This window comes from Terrabacter sp. 01T434, assembly GCF_056398545.1.
Genome location: NZ_JBFTPP010000001.1, coordinates 652,218 through 667,576, shown reverse-complemented (window position 1 = coordinate 667,576; position 15,359 = coordinate 652,218). Strand labels below are relative to the sequence as shown.

General features: G+C 71.9%; 15 protein-coding genes. 6 read left to right on the top strand and 9 right to left on the bottom strand.

The genetic code is table 11. The features are described from left to right. Nucleotides 1-8 precede the first annotated feature (8 nt). Nucleotides 9-824: a polysaccharide deacetylase family protein gene (locus tag AC1DIW_RS03185; protein WP_478106427.1), complete on the top strand. Its 816-nt coding sequence runs from the start codon at nt 9-11 to the stop codon at nt 822-824. On the opposite strand, the gene AC1DIW_RS03180 is transcribed toward AC1DIW_RS03185, so the two are convergent. Continuing rightward, on the bottom strand, nt 752-1,405 hold the full coding sequence (locus tag AC1DIW_RS03180; RefSeq protein WP_478106426.1) for a DUF998 domain-containing protein: 654 nt from the start codon (nt 1,403-1,405) through the stop codon (nt 752-754). The two genes, AC1DIW_RS03185 and AC1DIW_RS03180, sit on opposite strands and share 73 nt — an antisense overlap. Before the next feature lie 207 nt (nt 1,406-1,612). Between AC1DIW_RS03180 and ccrA the strand changes: the two genes are divergently transcribed. Beyond that, nucleotides 1,613-2,953: a crotonyl-CoA carboxylase/reductase gene (gene ccrA, locus AC1DIW_RS03175; protein ID WP_442280519.1), complete on the top strand. Its 1,341-nt coding sequence runs from the start codon at nt 1,613-1,615 to the stop codon at nt 2,951-2,953. On the opposite strand, the gene AC1DIW_RS03170 is transcribed toward ccrA, so the two are convergent. Then, nucleotides 2,931-4,277, bottom strand: coding sequence for a phosphoribosyltransferase family protein (locus AC1DIW_RS03170; RefSeq protein ID WP_478106425.1), 1,347 nt, complete (start codon nt 4,275-4,277; stop codon nt 2,931-2,933). The two genes, ccrA and AC1DIW_RS03170, sit on opposite strands and share 23 nt — an antisense overlap. Nucleotides 4,278-4,447: 170 nt before the next feature. On the opposite strand from AC1DIW_RS03170, the gene AC1DIW_RS03165 reads away from it, so the two are divergent. Continuing rightward, a complete protein-coding gene (locus tag AC1DIW_RS03165) occupies nt 4,448-5,845 on the top strand; it encodes an AI-2E family transporter (RefSeq protein ID WP_478106424.1) in 1,398 nt (465 codons plus the stop codon). Nucleotides 5,846-5,904: 59 nt separating this feature from the next. After that, nucleotides 5,905-6,411: a DinB family protein gene (locus tag AC1DIW_RS03160; protein WP_478106423.1), complete on the top strand. Its 507-nt coding sequence runs from the start codon at nt 5,905-5,907 to the stop codon at nt 6,409-6,411. Between the two features lie 25 nt (nt 6,412-6,436). On the opposite strand, the gene AC1DIW_RS03155 is transcribed toward AC1DIW_RS03160, so the two are convergent. Then, the gene (locus AC1DIW_RS03155) at nt 6,437-7,351 is read right to left on the bottom strand and encodes an NAD(P)-dependent oxidoreductase (protein WP_478106422.1); all 915 of its coding nucleotides are present in this window, start codon (nt 7,349-7,351) and stop codon (nt 6,437-6,439) included. Nucleotides 7,352-7,465: 114 nt separating this feature from the next. On the opposite strand from AC1DIW_RS03155, the gene AC1DIW_RS03150 reads away from it, so the two are divergent. Then, entirely contained in the window at nt 7,466-8,044 is a 579-nt protein-coding gene (locus tag AC1DIW_RS03150) for a TetR/AcrR family transcriptional regulator (protein ID WP_478106421.1), read from the top strand. Nucleotides 8,045-8,056: 12 nt separating this feature from the next. On the opposite strand, the gene AC1DIW_RS03145 is transcribed toward AC1DIW_RS03150, so the two are convergent. Beyond that, entirely contained in the window at nt 8,057-8,365 is a 309-nt protein-coding gene (locus tag AC1DIW_RS03145; RefSeq protein ID WP_442280513.1) for a hypothetical protein, read from the bottom strand. Between the two features lie 16 nt (nt 8,366-8,381). Next, a complete protein-coding gene (locus AC1DIW_RS03140; protein ID WP_478106420.1) occupies nt 8,382-10,160 on the bottom strand; it encodes a 3-hydroxyacyl-CoA dehydrogenase family protein in 1,779 nt (592 codons plus the stop codon). A gap of 85 nt (nt 10,161-10,245) precedes the next feature. Between AC1DIW_RS03140 and nucS the strand changes: the two genes are divergently transcribed. Next, nucleotides 10,246-10,941 carry an endonuclease NucS gene (gene nucS, locus AC1DIW_RS03135; protein WP_478106419.1) on the top strand — a complete coding sequence of 232 codons (696 nt, stop codon included), beginning with the start codon at nt 10,246-10,248 and terminating at the stop codon, nt 10,939-10,941. A 57-nt stretch (nt 10,942-10,998) separates the two neighbouring features. On the opposite strand, the gene AC1DIW_RS03130 is transcribed toward nucS, so the two are convergent. The 4 genes from AC1DIW_RS03130 to murA form a co-directional block, all read right to left on the bottom strand. Next, nucleotides 10,999-11,346 carry a hypothetical protein gene (locus tag AC1DIW_RS03130; RefSeq protein WP_442280510.1) on the bottom strand — a complete coding sequence of 116 codons (348 nt, stop codon included), beginning with the start codon at nt 11,344-11,346 and terminating at the stop codon, nt 10,999-11,001. Nucleotides 11,347-11,366: 20 nt separating this feature from the next. Beyond that, on the bottom strand, nt 11,367-13,385 hold the full coding sequence (locus tag AC1DIW_RS03125; RefSeq protein WP_478106706.1) for a protein meaA: 2,019 nt from the start codon (nt 13,383-13,385) through the stop codon (nt 11,367-11,369). Nucleotides 13,386-13,488: 103 nt separating this feature from the next. Next, nucleotides 13,489-13,857, bottom strand: a complete 369-nt coding sequence (locus AC1DIW_RS03120) for an STAS domain-containing protein (protein WP_442280509.1) — start codon at nt 13,855-13,857, stop codon at nt 13,489-13,491. A gap of 194 nt (nt 13,858-14,051) precedes the next feature. Continuing rightward, the gene (gene murA / locus AC1DIW_RS03115) at nt 14,052-15,338 is read right to left on the bottom strand and encodes a UDP-N-acetylglucosamine 1-carboxyvinyltransferase (RefSeq protein WP_478106418.1); all 1,287 of its coding nucleotides are present in this window, start codon (nt 15,336-15,338) and stop codon (nt 14,052-14,054) included. Nucleotides 15,339-15,359: the final 21 nt, after the last annotated feature.

Sequence of the window (15,359 nt, the reverse complement as noted above, 5' to 3'; positions counted from 1 at the left end):
CGGCTGCCATGGAGGTGACACGCCGTCAGGCCCTGACCGCGGCGGCCGGGGCGGCCGTGGGGGCTGCCGGAGCGGTGGGAGCGGTGCGGGTGAAGGAGCACCTCGACGAGTCCACCCCGCTGCCCTTCTACGGCAGTCCCGTCAGCGCGGTCCGGCCGGACCGGTCCCCACCGTCCGCAGCCGGGGCATCCGTCATCTGGAGCGGCCCGGGCGACCGGCGCCGGGTCGCGTTGACCTTCGACGACGGGCCGCACCCCGACTGGACCCCGCGCGTGCTCGAGGCCCTCGAGGCCGAGGACGTGCCGGCCACCTTCTTCTGCCTCGGACGGAACGTCCGCGACCACGGTGACCTGCACCGCGGCAGCGTCGGACGCCACGAGCTGGCCAACCACACCTTCGACCACCCTGACCTCGGGCGCTACGACTGGTCGCGCTGCCGGGACGAGATCGAGCGCACGACCCAGCTCATGAAGAAGACGTACGGGATCGCTCCCACCCTCTTCCGGCCGCCCTACGGCCACCTCGGTGGGGCCGCCCTCCTGGCCGCCACCGAGGCCGGGCTGACGAGCGTGCTGTGGTCGGCCCAGGCGCGCGAGGACCTCGTGGCGGGTCGGCCGGACGGCATCGTCGACGACATGGCATCGCAGGTTCGCCCGGGCTCCATCGTGCTCGCGCACGACACGGGCTCGGACGACCGGCTCGTCACCATCGACCGGCTGCCGGCGATCATCCGCCGGCTGCGCGACGACGGCTACACGTTCGCCACGGTCTCCGACCTGCTGGCGACCAGCAGGGCCAGCGCCACGACGCCGAGCCACACGTAGGCCGGCCAGAGAGCAAGACGCTCGAGGCCGCCGACCCACGTCGGGCCACCGAGGCGCGCACCGAACGCAGCCGCAGCGGCGAGGGTCACGGCTCCGACGACCTGTCCGGCGACCCAGACACCGGGTGGCAGGGCAGCTGACCTCCGCAGGGCCCCCGCGGTGGCCACGACGGCGAGCGGCTGGAGCACGAAGACGGGCAGGGCTGCGACGACGTGCCAGCCCGGCTGCCGGTCGACAGGCGCGAGACCGACGGCGGCGGCCGTGAGCCCTGAGATGACCCAGAGCCAGGTGGCGGCCGCTCCCCACGCCTGCCCACCGAGCTTGGGCCGGAGGAGCGCGGCACCCCCCGCACGCAGCAGACCGAAGGCGATGAACGCGGCGTTCATCAGCCCGTGCCCGGGCGAGCACACGTCGAGGGCCGACCCGGCGTGCCCGGGCGAGCAGGCCGCCATCCCGAGCGCACTGACCGTGTCGTCGCGCAGGGAGTATGCCGCCGAGGCACCGGCCGCCACGAGCAGCTCGACGAGCACGTAGGCCGGCTGCACCAGCCAGCACCCCAGCCCCGCCGTGAGTCGTCGCACGCGCCGACGGTACCCGGCAACCGCGCGCCGCCCCACCCCGCCGACCCCCTGAACGATCCTCGTGACCCAGGTCACCTGTGGTGGCCGTCTCAGAACGGGCTACCGGCGGGTCACGTCTCGCTACGTTCGGGGGCACACCGCGCTGGTTCGACACCGGTTCGACACGGTCTCGACCCACCAATGACGCTGCGACGTAAGGACCTTCACATGCAGGCCATCCGCGACGCCATCCTCTCCGGCGACCGCACCCAGGAGACCTACGCGAACATCGAGATCCCCGCGACGTACCGCGGGGCGACCGTCCACAAGGACGAGGTCGGCATGTTCGAGGGGCTCGCCACGCGCGACAAGGACCCGCGCAAGTCGCTGCACATCGACGAGGTACCGGTGCCGGAGCTCGCCCCCGGCGAGGCGCTCGTCGCCGTCATGGCCAGCGCCATCAACTACAACACCGTGTGGACCTCGATCTTCGAGCCCGTCTCGACCTTCGGCTTCCTCGAGCGCTACGGCCGCATGTCGGAGTTCTCCAAGCGCCACGACCTGCCCTACCACGTCGTCGGATCCGACCTCGCCGGCGTCATCCTGCGCACCGGCCCCGGCGTCACCAAGTGGAAGCCGGGCACCGAGGTCGTCGCCCACTGCCTCTCGGTCGAGCTCGAGGACGCCGAGGGCCACAACGACACGATGCTCGACCCGCAGCAGCGCATCTGGGGCTTCGAGACGAACTTCGGCGGCCTCGCCGAGCTCGCGATCGTCAAGGCCAACCAGCTGATGCCCAAGCCCGGCCACCTGACCTGGGAGGAGGCGGCCTCGCCCGGCCTCGTCAACAGCACGGCCTACCGGCAGCTCATCTCCAAGAACGGTGCCGCGATGAAGCTCGGCGACCGGGTGCTCATCTGGGGCGCGTCCGGCGGCCTGGGCTCCTACGCCACTCAGATGGCCCTCGCCGGCGGCGCCACCCCGATCTGCGTGGTCTCCTCACCCGAGAAGGCGCAGATCTGCCGCGCCATGGGAGCCGAGCTCATCATCGACCGCAACGCCGAGGGCTACCGCTTCTGGAACGACGAGGGCACCGAGCAGAATCCGCGCGAGTGGCAGCGCCTCGGCAAGAAGATCCGCGAGCTGACCGGCGGCTACGACGTCGACATCGTCTTCGAGCACCCCGGCAGGGAGACGTTCGGCGCCAGCGTCTACGTCGCGCGCAAGGGCGGCACCATCGTCACGTGCGCGTCGACGTCGGGCTACATGCACGAGTACGACAACCGCTACCTCTGGATGAACCTCAAGCGCATCGTCAGCTCGCACTTCGCGAACTACCGCGAGGCGTGGGAGGCCAACGAGCTGGTCAACCGCGGCCTGATCCACCCGACCCTGAGCAAGACGTACTCGCTCGACGAGGTCGGGCAGGCGACACTCGACGTCCACCGGAACGCCCACCAGGGCAAGGTCGGCGTGCTGACGCTCTCCCCCGAGCCCGGCCTCGGGGTCACCGACCCCGGGAAGCGCGCCGGCTTCGAGTCGGCGATCAACCGCTTCGCCGACCAGTAGCCTCCCCGGCCCGGCCCTCGGCCAGGTGGCGCACGAACCAGTCGCGGGCCAGCAGCGCGGCCTGCGCGAGGGTGCCGGGCTCCTCGAAGAGGTGGGTCGCGCCGGGAACCACGGCCAGCTCGCTGGTGCACCCCGACAGGTCCTCCCGCGCCTGCCGGTTGAGCTCGAGCACCACATCGTCCGCGCCCCCGACGACGAGCAGCGTCGGGACGCGGACGTCCTTCAGGCGCGGGGCGGCGAGGTCGGGGCGACCACCACGGGACACCACGGCCGCCACCGGGGCGTCGGGCTCGGCAGCGGCCCACAACGCTGCGCCGGCGCCGGTGCTCGCCCCGAAGTACCCCACCCGGCACGCCGCGGTGTCGTGCCGGGTGCCCAGCCAGCCGGTCGCGAACCCGAGGCGACCGGCCAGGAGCGGGATGTCGAACACCTTGCGACGGTCGTGCTCCTCCTCGGGGGTCAGCAGGTCGAGCAGCAGCGTGCCGAGACCGGCGGCGTGGAGCACGTCCGCGACGTAGCGGCTGCGGGGGCTGTGCCGGCTGCTGCCGCTGCCGTGGGCGAACACGACGACGCCCGAGGCGCCCTGCGGCACCCGCAGGTGTCCCTCGATCGCCACTCGACCCGCCGGGATGACGACGTCCTCGTCGGTGTCCCCGTCCGAGCTCCCGACCGCATCGGGCAGGCGGAACCGGCGGTCGGCCTGCTCCAGCAGCGCGACGACCTCGTCGTCGGTCGTCGGCGAGAAGTCCTCGTAGTGCGCCCCCACGGCCCTGAAGTACCTCGGCGCCGACACGCACACGACCCTCTCAGCCTCGGGCAGGTGCGCCAGGGTGTCCGCCGGGGCGACCGGGACGGCCAGGACGACGCGTCTGGCCCCGAGCTGCCTGGCCACGAGGCAGGCCACCCGTGCCGTCGATCCCGTCGCGATACCGTCGTCGACGACGACGGCCACCCGGCCGCGCAGGTCGACGCGGGGCCGCCCGCGCCGCAAGCGCTCGACCCGGGCGTCGAGGACTGCGCGCTCGCGGCCTTCGACGGCCTCGAGCTCGTCGCCGGTGACCCGGGCACGCGCCACCATGGCGCGGTCGACGACCCTCAGCCCGCCTTCTCCGATGGCGCCCATGGCGAGCTCCGGCTGGAAGGGCACACCGAGCTTGCGCACGACGATCACGTCGAGGGGGGCCCGGAGCGCTTCGGCGACGACAGCCGCGACGGGCACGCCTCCTCGGGGCAGCCCCAGCACGACGACGTCCTCACCGCGGAGGAAGTCCAGCTTCCCGACCAGGTGCCGGCCCGCGTCGAGCCGGTCCTCGAACACGAGCATGGTGACCTCCCTGGCTCGGACACCGAGCGGCGGAAGCGCAGGTCGCACCACGGCACAGCCATCCGCCGGCTACGCGTGTCTCCCACCATCGTGGCCCGAAGGCCGAGCCCCGGGTCAGAGACCTTGGTCCCGAAGGGTCGCGCGGCAGCACCTGACGTAGGCTCGCGACCGTGAGCATCTGGGGACGCTGGGCGCGCTACCGCCGCACCCAGCGCGCCCGGATGGACGAGTTCCGGGCTCGTGACCTCGGCTTCGGCGCGCCGGCCTCGCGGGCGCAGTACGACGAGCCCGCCGCGTCCGGCGACCGGGCACCCGAGCCCGACCTCATCGCGAGCACCCTGCCCTTCGCCCCGGGGCCGTCGGGCGAGGAAGTCGCCGCGTCGCCCGCGTCGCCCGCGCCGCCCGCGCCGCCCGCGCCGCCCCCAGCGGATGCCGCGCCCCCGGCGCCGCCCGGGCCCGGCGCCCCCAGCCGTGACGACGGCAGAAAGGGCAAGGACAAGCGCCGTGACTTCGGCCCCAGCGGCACGCCGTTCAACCGGCAGTCGCCGTTCTACGTCGGCTTCGTCGGCGCCGTCGGCGTGCTCACTGCCTACGCCGTCGTCCAGTCCGTCGGTCGTCTGGGCACCGTCATCACGCTGCTCGTCATCTCCTTCTTCCTGACGCTCACGCTCAACCCGCTCGTCGAGGCCCTGACCCGCCGAAACCTGCGCCGGGGCTGGGCCGTGACGATCGTCTTCCTCGGCGTCCTCGCGGTCTTCACGCTCGTCGGGTGGGTCGTCATCCCACCTGTCGTCGAGCAGGGCAGCGAGCTCACGACGAACGCACCCCGGATGTTCGACAACCTCCTGGCCAACCCGTGGGTGCAGGACGTCGACCACCGCTACCACCTCGTCCAGCGCATCCAGGAGGAGGTCAACAAGCGGGTCGCCGACGGCAACCTGTGGGCCGGGGTCTTCGGCGGCGTCCTCGACGCCGGCAAGCTCATCGCGACCGGCGTCTTCAGCGCCCTGACCGTCCTCGTCCTGACCCTCTACTTCCTCGCCTCGTTCCCGGCCGTCAAGCAGGCGGCCTACGCCGTCGTCCCGGCGAGCCGGCGACCACGCACCATCTCCCTCGCCGAGGAGGTCATGCGCCGGGTCGGGGCGTATGCCATCGGCCAGGTGGCCGTCGCGGCCATCAACGCGTTCTGCGCGTGGATCATGATGAGCCTCATCGGCCTCAAGTTCGCCGCCGTGCTCGCCGTCGCGGTGGGCTTCCTCGGGCTGGTGCCGATGGTCGGTGCGACCCTCGGCGCGTCCGTCGTCGCGATCGTGGCGTTCTTCGACGAGCCCAAGAAGGCGCTCATCGTCATCATCTACTTCATCGTCTACCAGCAGATCGAGAACTACGCCGTCATGCCGCGCATCATGCAGCGGACGGTGGCCGTGCCGGGCGCCGTCACCGTCGTCGCCGCCCTCGCCGGCGGGGCGCTCCTCGGCATCCTCGGCGCGCTCCTGGCGATCCCCTTCGCCGCGGGCGCCCTGCTGCTCTACGAGGAGGTGCTCGTCCCGCGCCAGCGACGGCACTAGTCGTACGCCGTCGCCCCCGTGACGCGCGCGCCTCGGGCCGTCGTGGCAGGCTCTCCTCCATGACGCTGCCCCCGACGTTCGCCGAGGACGTCATCGACCAGCCGGCCCGCGTACAGCTCGAGGTCTTCCTCGACGAGCACCGGACGGCCCTGCGCGACTCGCTCGACGGGCTCACCGAGCAGGAGGCCCGTCGGTCGCTCGTGCCCTCGGCGACGACGCTGCTCGGCCTGGTCAAGCACGCGACGTTCGTCGAGAAGGTGTGGTTCGACGAGGCGGTGAGCTGTCGGTCGCGAGCCGAGATCGGCATCCCGGCCACCCCGGACGAGTCGTTCGTCCTCGACGACGGCGACACGGTGGCCTCGGTGCAGCAGGCGCACCGAGAGGCGTGCGATGCCTCGCGCGCGGCCACGGCCGGGCTCGGGCTCGACGACCTGCTGCAGGGCAACCGCCGGGGTCCGCTGCCGCTGCGCTGGGTCTACTTCCACGTGCTGCGCGAGCTCGCCCAGCACTGCGGGCACGCCGACATCCTGCGGGAGCAGGTGCTCGCGGCCCGACCCGCGGGCTAGCGCGAGCCGGGGCACCCGGTCCCCGTCAGCTGCCGTGGCGCACCGGGGCAGCCTGCCGTGTCCGGGCGATCCCGTCGCGGTGCTCCAGGGCGGTCACGACGGCGACCATGTCGAGAGCCCCGGCCCCGGAGTCCTCCGTCGCCCGGAAGAGCTCACGGGTCACGTCGAGCAACGGGCTCGCCGCGCCGGCTGAGCGCGCCGCCTCGGCCACGAGCCGGGTGTTGGTGTGGACGTCCCGGACGGCGGCCTGCGCGTCGAAGTCCCGCGCGAGCAGCTTGGCGAGCTTCAGGGTCGAGACGGCGCTCGCCATCGGCCCGGAGTCCAGGACCTGCTGGAAGGCGGTCAGATCGAGGTCGAGGGCGGCCGCGAGGTGGTAGGCCTCCGCGAGCCCGGCGACCATGGTGCAGAGGTAGAGGTTGACGGCGAGCTTGGTGCCGAGGCCGGCCGGCACGGGTCCGCAGCGCACCACCGTCCGGCACATCCCCCGCAGGAGCGGCATCACCTGCTCGACCGCCTCCTCGGCACCGGCGACGAGGCCCACGAGCTCGCCACGCTCCGCGGGCACCCGGGAGCCGGACACGGGTGCCTCGACGTAGCGGCCGCCGGCAGCTACGACGTCGCGCTCGAGACCCGCCGAGAAGGTCGGGGACGTGGTGCCGAGGGCGACGACGGTCCGGCCGCTCACCATGGCGTCGAGCTCGGGCGTGCCGCGCCGGAGCACGGTGTCCACGGCGAACTGGTCGGCGAGCATCAGCAGCACGACGTCACACTCGGCGAAGACGGCCGCCGGCGAGTCCAGGACTCGCGCGCCATGCCGTGCCAGCCGCGCCGCCGCGTCGGGTGACCGGTTCCACACGGACAGTTGGGTCCCCGCCCGCAGGAGGTTCGTGGCCATGGGACCACCCATGATGCCGAGACCGATGAAGCCCACTCGTCCCATGACGTCCTCCTCACTGCCCTTCCGGCGATTATGACGACTGTCATAGTCGCTCTCGGATCATGACACATGTCATAGTTCAGGGAAAGCCGTCGACGCAGAACCAGGAGGCCGCCGATGTCGGACGGACCGGTCGGACACCGCGAACGCCTCGTCTACGAGACGGCGCAGCAGCTGCGACGGGCGGGCGTCACCGCCACCGGGCTGCGTCACGTCGTCGCCGAGGCGGGGGCGCCCCGCGGCTCGCTCCAGCACTACTTCCCCGGCGGCAAGGACCAGCTCGTCGCCGAGGCGCTCGAGTGGTCCGGCTCGTGGGCCGCCGAGCGTGTCGTCCGGCACCTCTCGGGCATGCGCCGCCCCTCCCCCAGCCGGCTCTTCACCGCCATGCTCGACGACTGGGCGGCGGAGCTGCACGCCCGCGACTTCGAGCGCGGCTGCCCGGTCGCCGGCGCCGTCGTCGACTGCGCCGACACGAACCCGGCCGTCCGACAGGCGGCCTCGGCTGCCCTGGAGACGTGGCGCCGGCCGATCACCGAGGCGCTCGTGACGATGGGTCGGACCCGACGGCGCGCCGAGACCCTCTCGACCCTCATGCTGTGCGCGCTCGAAGGGACCCTCGTCCTCGCCCGGGCGCAGCACGACACCGCTCCGCTGCGCCTCGTCGCCCGCGAGCTCGCACCGCTCCTCGACGCCTGAGCCCGCCCGACCTCAGCGGTAGGAGTTGCCCGGCGGCCGGGCGTCGCGGCGCTGCCAGCAGCCCGTGTGCCAGTGGCGCCGGTCCCCGAGGCCGCCCACGCCCTCGGCGGGCCACACGACGACGTGCGGCAGTCCGGGCGGGATGTCCTGCTGGCACCCCGGGCACAGGTAGTCACGCGTGGCGGACGCCCCGCTGACGGAGCGCACGGTCCAGCGCGTGCCGGCATACGACTCCTCCCGCGTGGAGCCGCCCTGGATCCGTGTCACGTCGAGCGGCACGTGCTCACGCGCGTGCTTGCTGGGACGACGACGCGAGGGCATGCCCCAAGGGTAGGTGTCAGGCGTAGGTGCGGAAGCCGCGCCCCGTCTTGCGCCCGAGGTAGCCGGCCGTGACGAGGTGCTCGAGCAGCGGGGCGGGCGCGTAGCCGCGCTCGCGGAACTCGAGGTAGAGCTCGCGCTCGATGGCGAGTGACACGTCGAGACCGACGACGTCGAGCAGCTCGAAGGGGCCCATCGGCAGGCCGCAGCCGGTCTTCATCGCGGTGTCGATGTCATCGGCCGTCGAGTAGTTGGCCTCGAGCATCTTGACGGCGTCGTTGAGGTAGGGGAAGAGCAGGGCGTTGACGATGAAGCCGGCGCGGTCGCCGCACGTCACGGGGTGCTTGCCGACCGTCTCGCACAGGGCCTGCACGGTGGCCACCACGTCGTCCGCCGTCGAGACCGTGTGCACGACCTCGACGAGCTTCATCACCTGGGCCGGGTTGAAGAAGTGCATGCCGATGACGTCCTGAGGGCGCTTCGTCGCGGCCGCGCACTCGACGACGGGCAGCGAGCTCGTCGTCGTGGCGAGGATGGCCCCGGGGCGGCAGATCTCGTCGAGGTTCTCGAAGAGGGCGCGCTTGACCTTCAGGTCCTCGACGACGGCCTCGACGACGAGGTCGACCTGAGCGAGGTCCTCGAGGCGCGTCGTGCCGCGCACCCGGGCGAGCGCCGCGTCGCGCCCCTCCTCGGTGGCCTTGCCGCGCTGGACCGCCTTCTCGAGGCTCTTGGCGAGGGCGGTGCGCACGGCCTCGACCTTGGCTTCGCTGCGCGCCACGAAGATCACGTCGAGGCCCGCCTTGGCGAAGACCTCGACCATCCCGGTCGCCATCGTGCCCGACCCGACCACGCCCACCGTGCGGATCGGACGCGTTGCCACGTGGGCGCCGTCCTGCGCCCGAGGGGTCAGGGCGTCGTCGACGACCGCCGAGCTGCCCGGGGCGGCATACGTGTAGAAGCCGCGACCGCTCTTGCGGCCCCTCAGGCCGGCACTGACCATCTGCTTGATGATCGGGCTCGGCGCGTGCAGCCGGTCGCGGCCCTGCTTGTACATCGTGTCGAGGATCTCGTAGGCGGTGTCGAGCCCGATGAGGTCCATCAGCGCGAGCGGGCCCATGGGATAGCCGCAGCCGAGCTTCATCGCGGCGTCGATGTCCTCGCGCGTCGCGTACTTGCTCTCGAACATCGCGACGGCGTGGTTGAGGTAGCCGAAGAGCAGGGCGTTGGCGATGAAGCCGGCCTTGTCGCCGACGATGACGGGCTTCTTGCCGAGCCGCTCGGCGAGCGCCTTGACCTCCTCGAAGATCTCGTCGCTGGTGATGACGGTCTTGATGACCTCGACGAACTGGAGCACGGGAGCGGGGTTGAAGAAGTGCATGCCGACGACGCGCTTGGGGTTGATCGTCGCGACCGCGATCTCGGTGACGGGCAGCGAGCTCGTGTTGGTCGCGAGGATCGCGTCGTCGGAGACGATCGCGTCCAGCTTGGCGAAGATGTCCTTCTTGAGGTCGAGGTGCTCGGGCACGGCCTCGACGACGAGCTGGCACTCCTTGAGGTCGGCCATGTCGCTCGTGAACTGCACCCGGGCGTGGAGGCCCGCCTGGTCCTCGGCGCCCAGCTTGCCGCGGGAGACGGCGCGGTCGGTCGAGTGCTGGAGCACGCCCCGGCCCTTCTCTACCGCCTCGTCGCTGACCTCGACCGCGACGACGTCGATGCCGTTGCGCGCGAAGACCTCGACGATGCCGGCACCCATGGTGCCGAGTCCGATGACGCCGACCTTGGTGAACTCTCGAGCCATGGGCGAAAGTCTCGCAGAGGGTGTGCGCCGCCCACACCCGCCCGGGGCGTGACGCTCCCCACGCGACCTCCTCTAGGGTGGACCGGTGCGTCTCGTCATAGCCCGGTGCAGCGTCGACTACGACGGGCGCCTCACGGCCCACCTCCCGCTCGCGACCCGCCTGCTCGTCGTCAAGGCCGACGGCTCGGTGCTCGTCCACAGTGACGGCGGCTCCTACAAGCCGCTCAACTGGATGTCGCCGCCCTGCACCATGGCCGAGGCCGAACCCGACGAGGGCCAGGCCGCCGAGGGGGTCGTCGCCGTCTGGCGCGTCCAGCACGCCAAGAGCGAGGACCGCCTGACCGTGCACATCCACGAGGTGCTCCACGACTCGGCGCACGAGCTGGGCATCGACCCCGGCCTCGTCAAGGACGGCGTCGAGGCGCACCTGCAGAAGCTCCTCGCCGAGCACATCCACACACTCGGCCACGGCTGGTCGCTCGTCCGGCGCGAGTACATGACCGCCATCGGCCCGGTCGACATCCTCGCCAAGGACTCGGGCGGCACCAGCGTCGCGGTCGAGATCAAGCGCCGCGGAGAGATCGACGGCGTCGAGCAGCTGACCCGCTACCTCGAGCTGATGAACCGCGACCCGCACCTCGCGCCCGTGACCGGCGTCTTCGCCGCACAGCAGATCAAGCCGCAGGCGCGCACCCTCGCCGAGGACCGCGGCATCCGCTGCGTCGTCCTCGACTACGACGCTCTCAAGGGCATCGACGACGCGGAGTCACGCCTCTTCTGAGCCCGTCACGGGCGTATGCCGTGTGCCCGGCGCGGGCGGCCACGACCGGGTGACGCGTCAGGACAGGCCCTCGATCGGCTGCCGGGTGGTGCCGTCCGCGTCGACGAGCAGCAGGACGGGGTCCGTGTCGTCGCCACCGCGCACGACGACGACCGTCTCGCCCCGGTGCCGGTCGACGAGCTCCTCGAGCCCCGGAGAGCCGTCGTGCAGGTCACCGTGACCGAGGTGGGAGGGGACCCCGAGGTCGTCGGCGAGCGACTCGACGGGGCCCGTGTCGGGGACGTCGTCGGCGGCATACACCGCCTGGATCTTCTCGAGGTGGACGGCCGACGCGAGCCACGCGACGTCCGTGAGGCCCGGCGGGTTGACGACGACGAGGCGCGCGGCGCACTGCAGGTCGCTCATACCTGCGACGCTACGCCTGCTCAGGCGGGCGCGGGCTCGAGCGGCGCGAGACCACGCGCGGTGCGGATCACACCGACCAGCTCGCCCATGATGTCGTTGAGGCCGAAGTCCTTGGGCGTGAAGACCATCGCGACCCCGGCCGCCCGCAGCGCCGTGGCGTCAGACTCGGGGATGATGCCGCCGACGATCACGGGGACGTCATCGGCGCCCGCCTCGCGCAGGCCGCGGAGCACCTCGGGCACGAGCTCCATGTGCGAGCCGCTGAGGATCGAGATCCCGACGAGGTGGACGTCCTCGGCCACCGCGGCCGCGACGATCTGCTCGGGCGTGAGACGGATGCCCTGGTAGACCACCTCGAAACCGGCGTCGCGGGCGCGCACGGCCACCTGCTCGGCGCCGTTGCTGTGGCCGTCGAGCCCGGGCTTGCCGACGAGGATGCGCAGCTTCTCCCCCAGCTCCTCCCCGGTGCGTGCGACGAGCTCACGGACGTGGGAGAGGGCGCCGCCCGGCTCGCTCGAACCGACGCCCACCGAGCCGGAGACGCCGGTGGGTGCGCGGTACTCGCCGAACTGCTCGCGCAGGGCCGCGGCCCACTCCCCCGTCGTGACGTCGGCGCGGGCGCACTCGAGCGAGGCCGCCATGAGGTTGGCATCGGAGGCGGCGTCGGCGCGGAGCCGCGTCATCGCGGCCGACGCCCGCGCCCGGCGCTCGGGGTCGGCGTCGCGCGTCTCACGCCACCGGCGTACGGCCTCGGACGCCTGCCGCTCCACGTCGGCGTCGACCGTCTGGATGGCCGTGTCGAGGTCGGCGGTCAGCGGGTTGGGCTCGGTCGTCTCGAACTTGTTGAGACCGACGACGACGGCCTCGCCCGCCTCGATCCGGCGACGACGCTCGGCGTGCGAGGCCACGAGCGCGGACTTCATGTAGCCGGACTCGACGGCGGCGACCGCACCGCCCATCTCCTCGACGCGCGCCATCTCGGCCTTGGCACCCGCGACGAGCTCGGCGACCTTGCCCTCGACGACGACCGACCCCGAGAAGAGGTCGTCGTACTCGAGCAGGTCGGACTCGTAGGCGAGCACCTGCTGCATGCGCAGGCTCCACTGCTGGTCCCACGGCCGGGGCAGGCCGAGCGCCTCGTTCCAGGCAGGCAGCTGGATGGCCCGTGCCCGCGCGTCCTTCGAGAGCGTCACGCCGAGCATCTCGAGGACGATGCGCTGGACGTTGTTCTCGGGCTGGGCCTCGGTCAGGCCCAGGCTGTTGACCTGGACGCCGTAGCGGAAGCGCCGCGCCTTGGCCTCGGTCACGCCGTAGCGCTCACGGGTCAGCTCGTCCCAGAGCTCGACGAAGGCGCGCATCTTGCACATCTCCTCGACGAACCGGACGCCGGCGTTGACGAAGAAGGAGATCCGGGCCACCACGCTCGGGAACTCCTCCGGTGGCACCTGCCCCGAGTCGCGCACGGCGTCGAGGACCGCGACCGCCGTGGACATGGCGTAGGCGATCTCCTGCACCGGCGTGGCCCCGGCCTCCTGCAGGTGGTAGCTGCAGATGTTGATCGGGTTCCACTTCGGGATCTCGCGCACCGTGTAGGCGACCATGTCGGTGATGAGGCGCAGGGAGGGAGCTGGCGGGAAGACGTACGTCCCGCGCGAGAGGTACTCCTTGATGATGTCGTTCTGCGTCGTCCCGGCCAGGGCGTGCACCCACTCGGCCGGGTCCTCCCCGGCGGCCTCGGCCTGGCGCTCTGCGGCGACCTGGTAGAGCGCCAGGAGCCACATGGCCGTCGCGTTGATCGTCATCGAGGTGTTCATCTCGCGCAGCGGGATGTCCGCGAAGAGTGCTGCCATGTCGCCGATGTGGCTGATCGGCACGCCGACCTTGCCCACCTCACCCCGGGAGAGCACGTGGTCCGGGTCGTAGCCGGTCTGGGTCGGCAGGTCGAAGGCGACCGACAGGCCCGTCTGGCCCTTCGCGAGGTTGCGGCGGTAGAGCGCGTTGCTCGCAGCGGCGCTCGAGTGGCCGGCATACGTGCGCATGACCCAGGGACGGTCGGGCGTCACCCGGGCAGGCGGGGACTGTGTGCTCTCCGTCGAAGACATGGCTCGACGGTAGCGGCGGCGTCTCGCCGTGGGCAGGCGCTCAGGCGGTGAGAGGCGCCACAGTCTCGCCCGCCGACGCCGGGTGGCGCGGGGCGAGGATGCGCTCGAGACGGCACCCGCGCAGCAGGCGCGTCGTGCGGTCGCTCGCGTCGACGAGCAGCAGCCGACGCTCGGCTCTCGTGGCCCGCCGATGGAGGTGCACGATGACCCCGAGCCCCGTCGCGTCGCCGATCTCGGCGCCGCCGAGATGCAGACGCAGCTCGCCCGGACCCTGGTTGATGACGGCGTGGATCGCGTCGCGGATGTCTGGCACCGTGTGGACGTCGAGACGCCCCTCGATGATGACATCGTGGCCGTCAGGCGCGTCGAGCACTCGGACCGGACCCCTACGGTGGGTGTTCAGCGTCATCTGGACCCCTCTCAACGCTGTGCCGTCACCAATGATGACGCCTCAGCCGACGAAAACGTTGCTCTTCGGAGTCAAGAACTGGTCAAGAAAATACGTCCGGGAAACGAACATCGTGACGATGGCGCGGAGGCGTCCCAACACTCCCGACAAAGCGGACACGCCAGCCCCGCCGACTGTCGGGATGCCGAGGCCGCCTAGTGGAGGCGGAACTCGTCGTCAGGCTCGCGCACGACCTCGGCGCCGAGGGTGCGCAGCGCCTCCTCGAAGCGCGGGTAGCCGCGATCGATGTGGTGCACGCCGCTGACGAGGGTGTCGCCCTCGGCCACGAGGCCCGCGATCACGAGCGCCGCCCCGGAGCGGATGTCACTGCTCTCGACCGGAGCCCCGGACAGGATCGGCACGCCGTGCGTCATGACGTGGTGGCCGTCGACCTGGGTGTCGGCCCCGAGTCGCGCGAGCTCCTGGACGGTGCGGAAACGCGCCTCGAACAGGTTCTCCGTGATCATGGCCGACCCGTCGGCGACGGCGTTGTAGGACAGGGCGAAGGGCTGCAGGTCGGTCGGGAAGCCCGGGTAGGGCAGCGTCGCGACGTCGAAGGCCCGCGGCCGGCGCTCGAGCGCCGAGATCCGGAAGCCGCGCTCGGTGACCTCGACGTGGCAGCCCGCGCCCTCGAGCGCCCCCAGAGGTGCGCGCAGGTGGTCGGCAACTCCGCCCACCACCTCGATGTCGCCGCGGGTCGTCGCGGCGGCGAAGGCCCAGGTGCCGGCCGCGATGCGGTCGGAGACGACGGCGTGCTCGGTCGGAGCGAGCGCCTCGACACCGTGGACGACGATGCGGGACGTGCCGGCTCCCTCGATGCACGCCCCCATCGACACGAGCATCTCGGCGATGTCGACGATCTCGGGCTCCTTGGCGACGTTGTCGATCCTCGTCGTGCCGCGCGCCAGCACGGCCGCGGTGAGGATGTTCTCGGTCGCACCCACGCTCGGGAAGTCGAGGCGGATGTCCGCGCCCTTCAGCCCCTGGGGCGCGGTGGCGACGAGGTAACCGTGGGTCACGTGCACCTCGGCGCCGAGGGCCTCGAGACCCGCCGCGTGCAGGTCGAGCCCGCGGGAGCCGATGGCGTCCCCTCCCGGAACGGCTACATCGGCCTCCCCCATCCGCGCCAGGAGCGGCCCGAGCACCGAGATGGAGGCGCGAAGCGCACGCACGAGCTCGTAGTCCGCGCGGTGACCGACGCGTTCGGGCACGTCGAGCACCACGGTGCCGGCTGCGGCGTCGTAGTCGACGTCCACGCCGAGGCGCCGCAGGAGCTCCGCCATGATCGTCACGTCGGCGATGGCCGGCACGTTCGTCAAGGTGGTCCGTCCGACGGCCAGCAGGGCCACGGCCATCAGCTTGAGGGCACTGTTCTTGGCGCCCACCACGGCCACCTCGCCCACGAGGTTGGCGCCACCGACGACGCGGAATCGCTCTCTCACCCACTGAACCCTAGCGGGGTC

Bases quoted from the DNA above. Each gene is read 5' to 3' on its own strand.
- AC1DIW_RS03185 (WP_478106427.1), top strand. From the start codon at position 9: ATGGAGGTGACACGCCGTCAGGCCCTGACCGCGGCGGCCGGGGCGGCC.
- ccrA (WP_442280519.1), top strand. From the start codon at position 1,613: ATGCAGGCCATCCGCGACGCCATCCTCTCCGGCGACCGCACCCAGGAG.
- AC1DIW_RS03170 (WP_478106425.1), bottom strand. From the start codon at position 4,277: ATGCTCGTGTTCGAGGACCGGCTCGACGCGGGCCGGCACCTGGTCGGG.
- AC1DIW_RS03160 (WP_478106423.1), top strand. From the start codon at position 5,905: ATGACGCTGCCCCCGACGTTCGCCGAGGACGTCATCGACCAGCCGGCC.
- AC1DIW_RS03155 (WP_478106422.1), bottom strand. From the start codon at position 7,351: ATGGGACGAGTGGGCTTCATCGGTCTCGGCATCATGGGTGGTCCCATG.
- AC1DIW_RS03150 (WP_478106421.1), top strand. From the start codon at position 7,466: ATGTCGGACGGACCGGTCGGACACCGCGAACGCCTCGTCTACGAGACG.
- AC1DIW_RS03145 (WP_442280513.1), bottom strand. From the start codon at position 8,365: ATGCCCTCGCGTCGTCGTCCCAGCAAGCACGCGCGTGAGCACGTGCCG.
- AC1DIW_RS03140 (WP_478106420.1), bottom strand. From the start codon at position 10,160: ATGGCTCGAGAGTTCACCAAGGTCGGCGTCATCGGACTCGGCACCATG.
- AC1DIW_RS03130 (WP_442280510.1), bottom strand. From the start codon at position 11,346: ATGAGCGACCTGCAGTGCGCCGCGCGCCTCGTCGTCGTCAACCCGCCG.
- AC1DIW_RS03125 (WP_478106706.1), bottom strand. From the start codon at position 13,385: ATGCGCACGTATGCCGGCCACTCGAGCGCCGCTGCGAGCAACGCGCTC.
- AC1DIW_RS03120 (WP_442280509.1), bottom strand. From the start codon at position 13,857: ATGACGCTGAACACCCACCGTAGGGGTCCGGTCCGAGTGCTCGACGCG.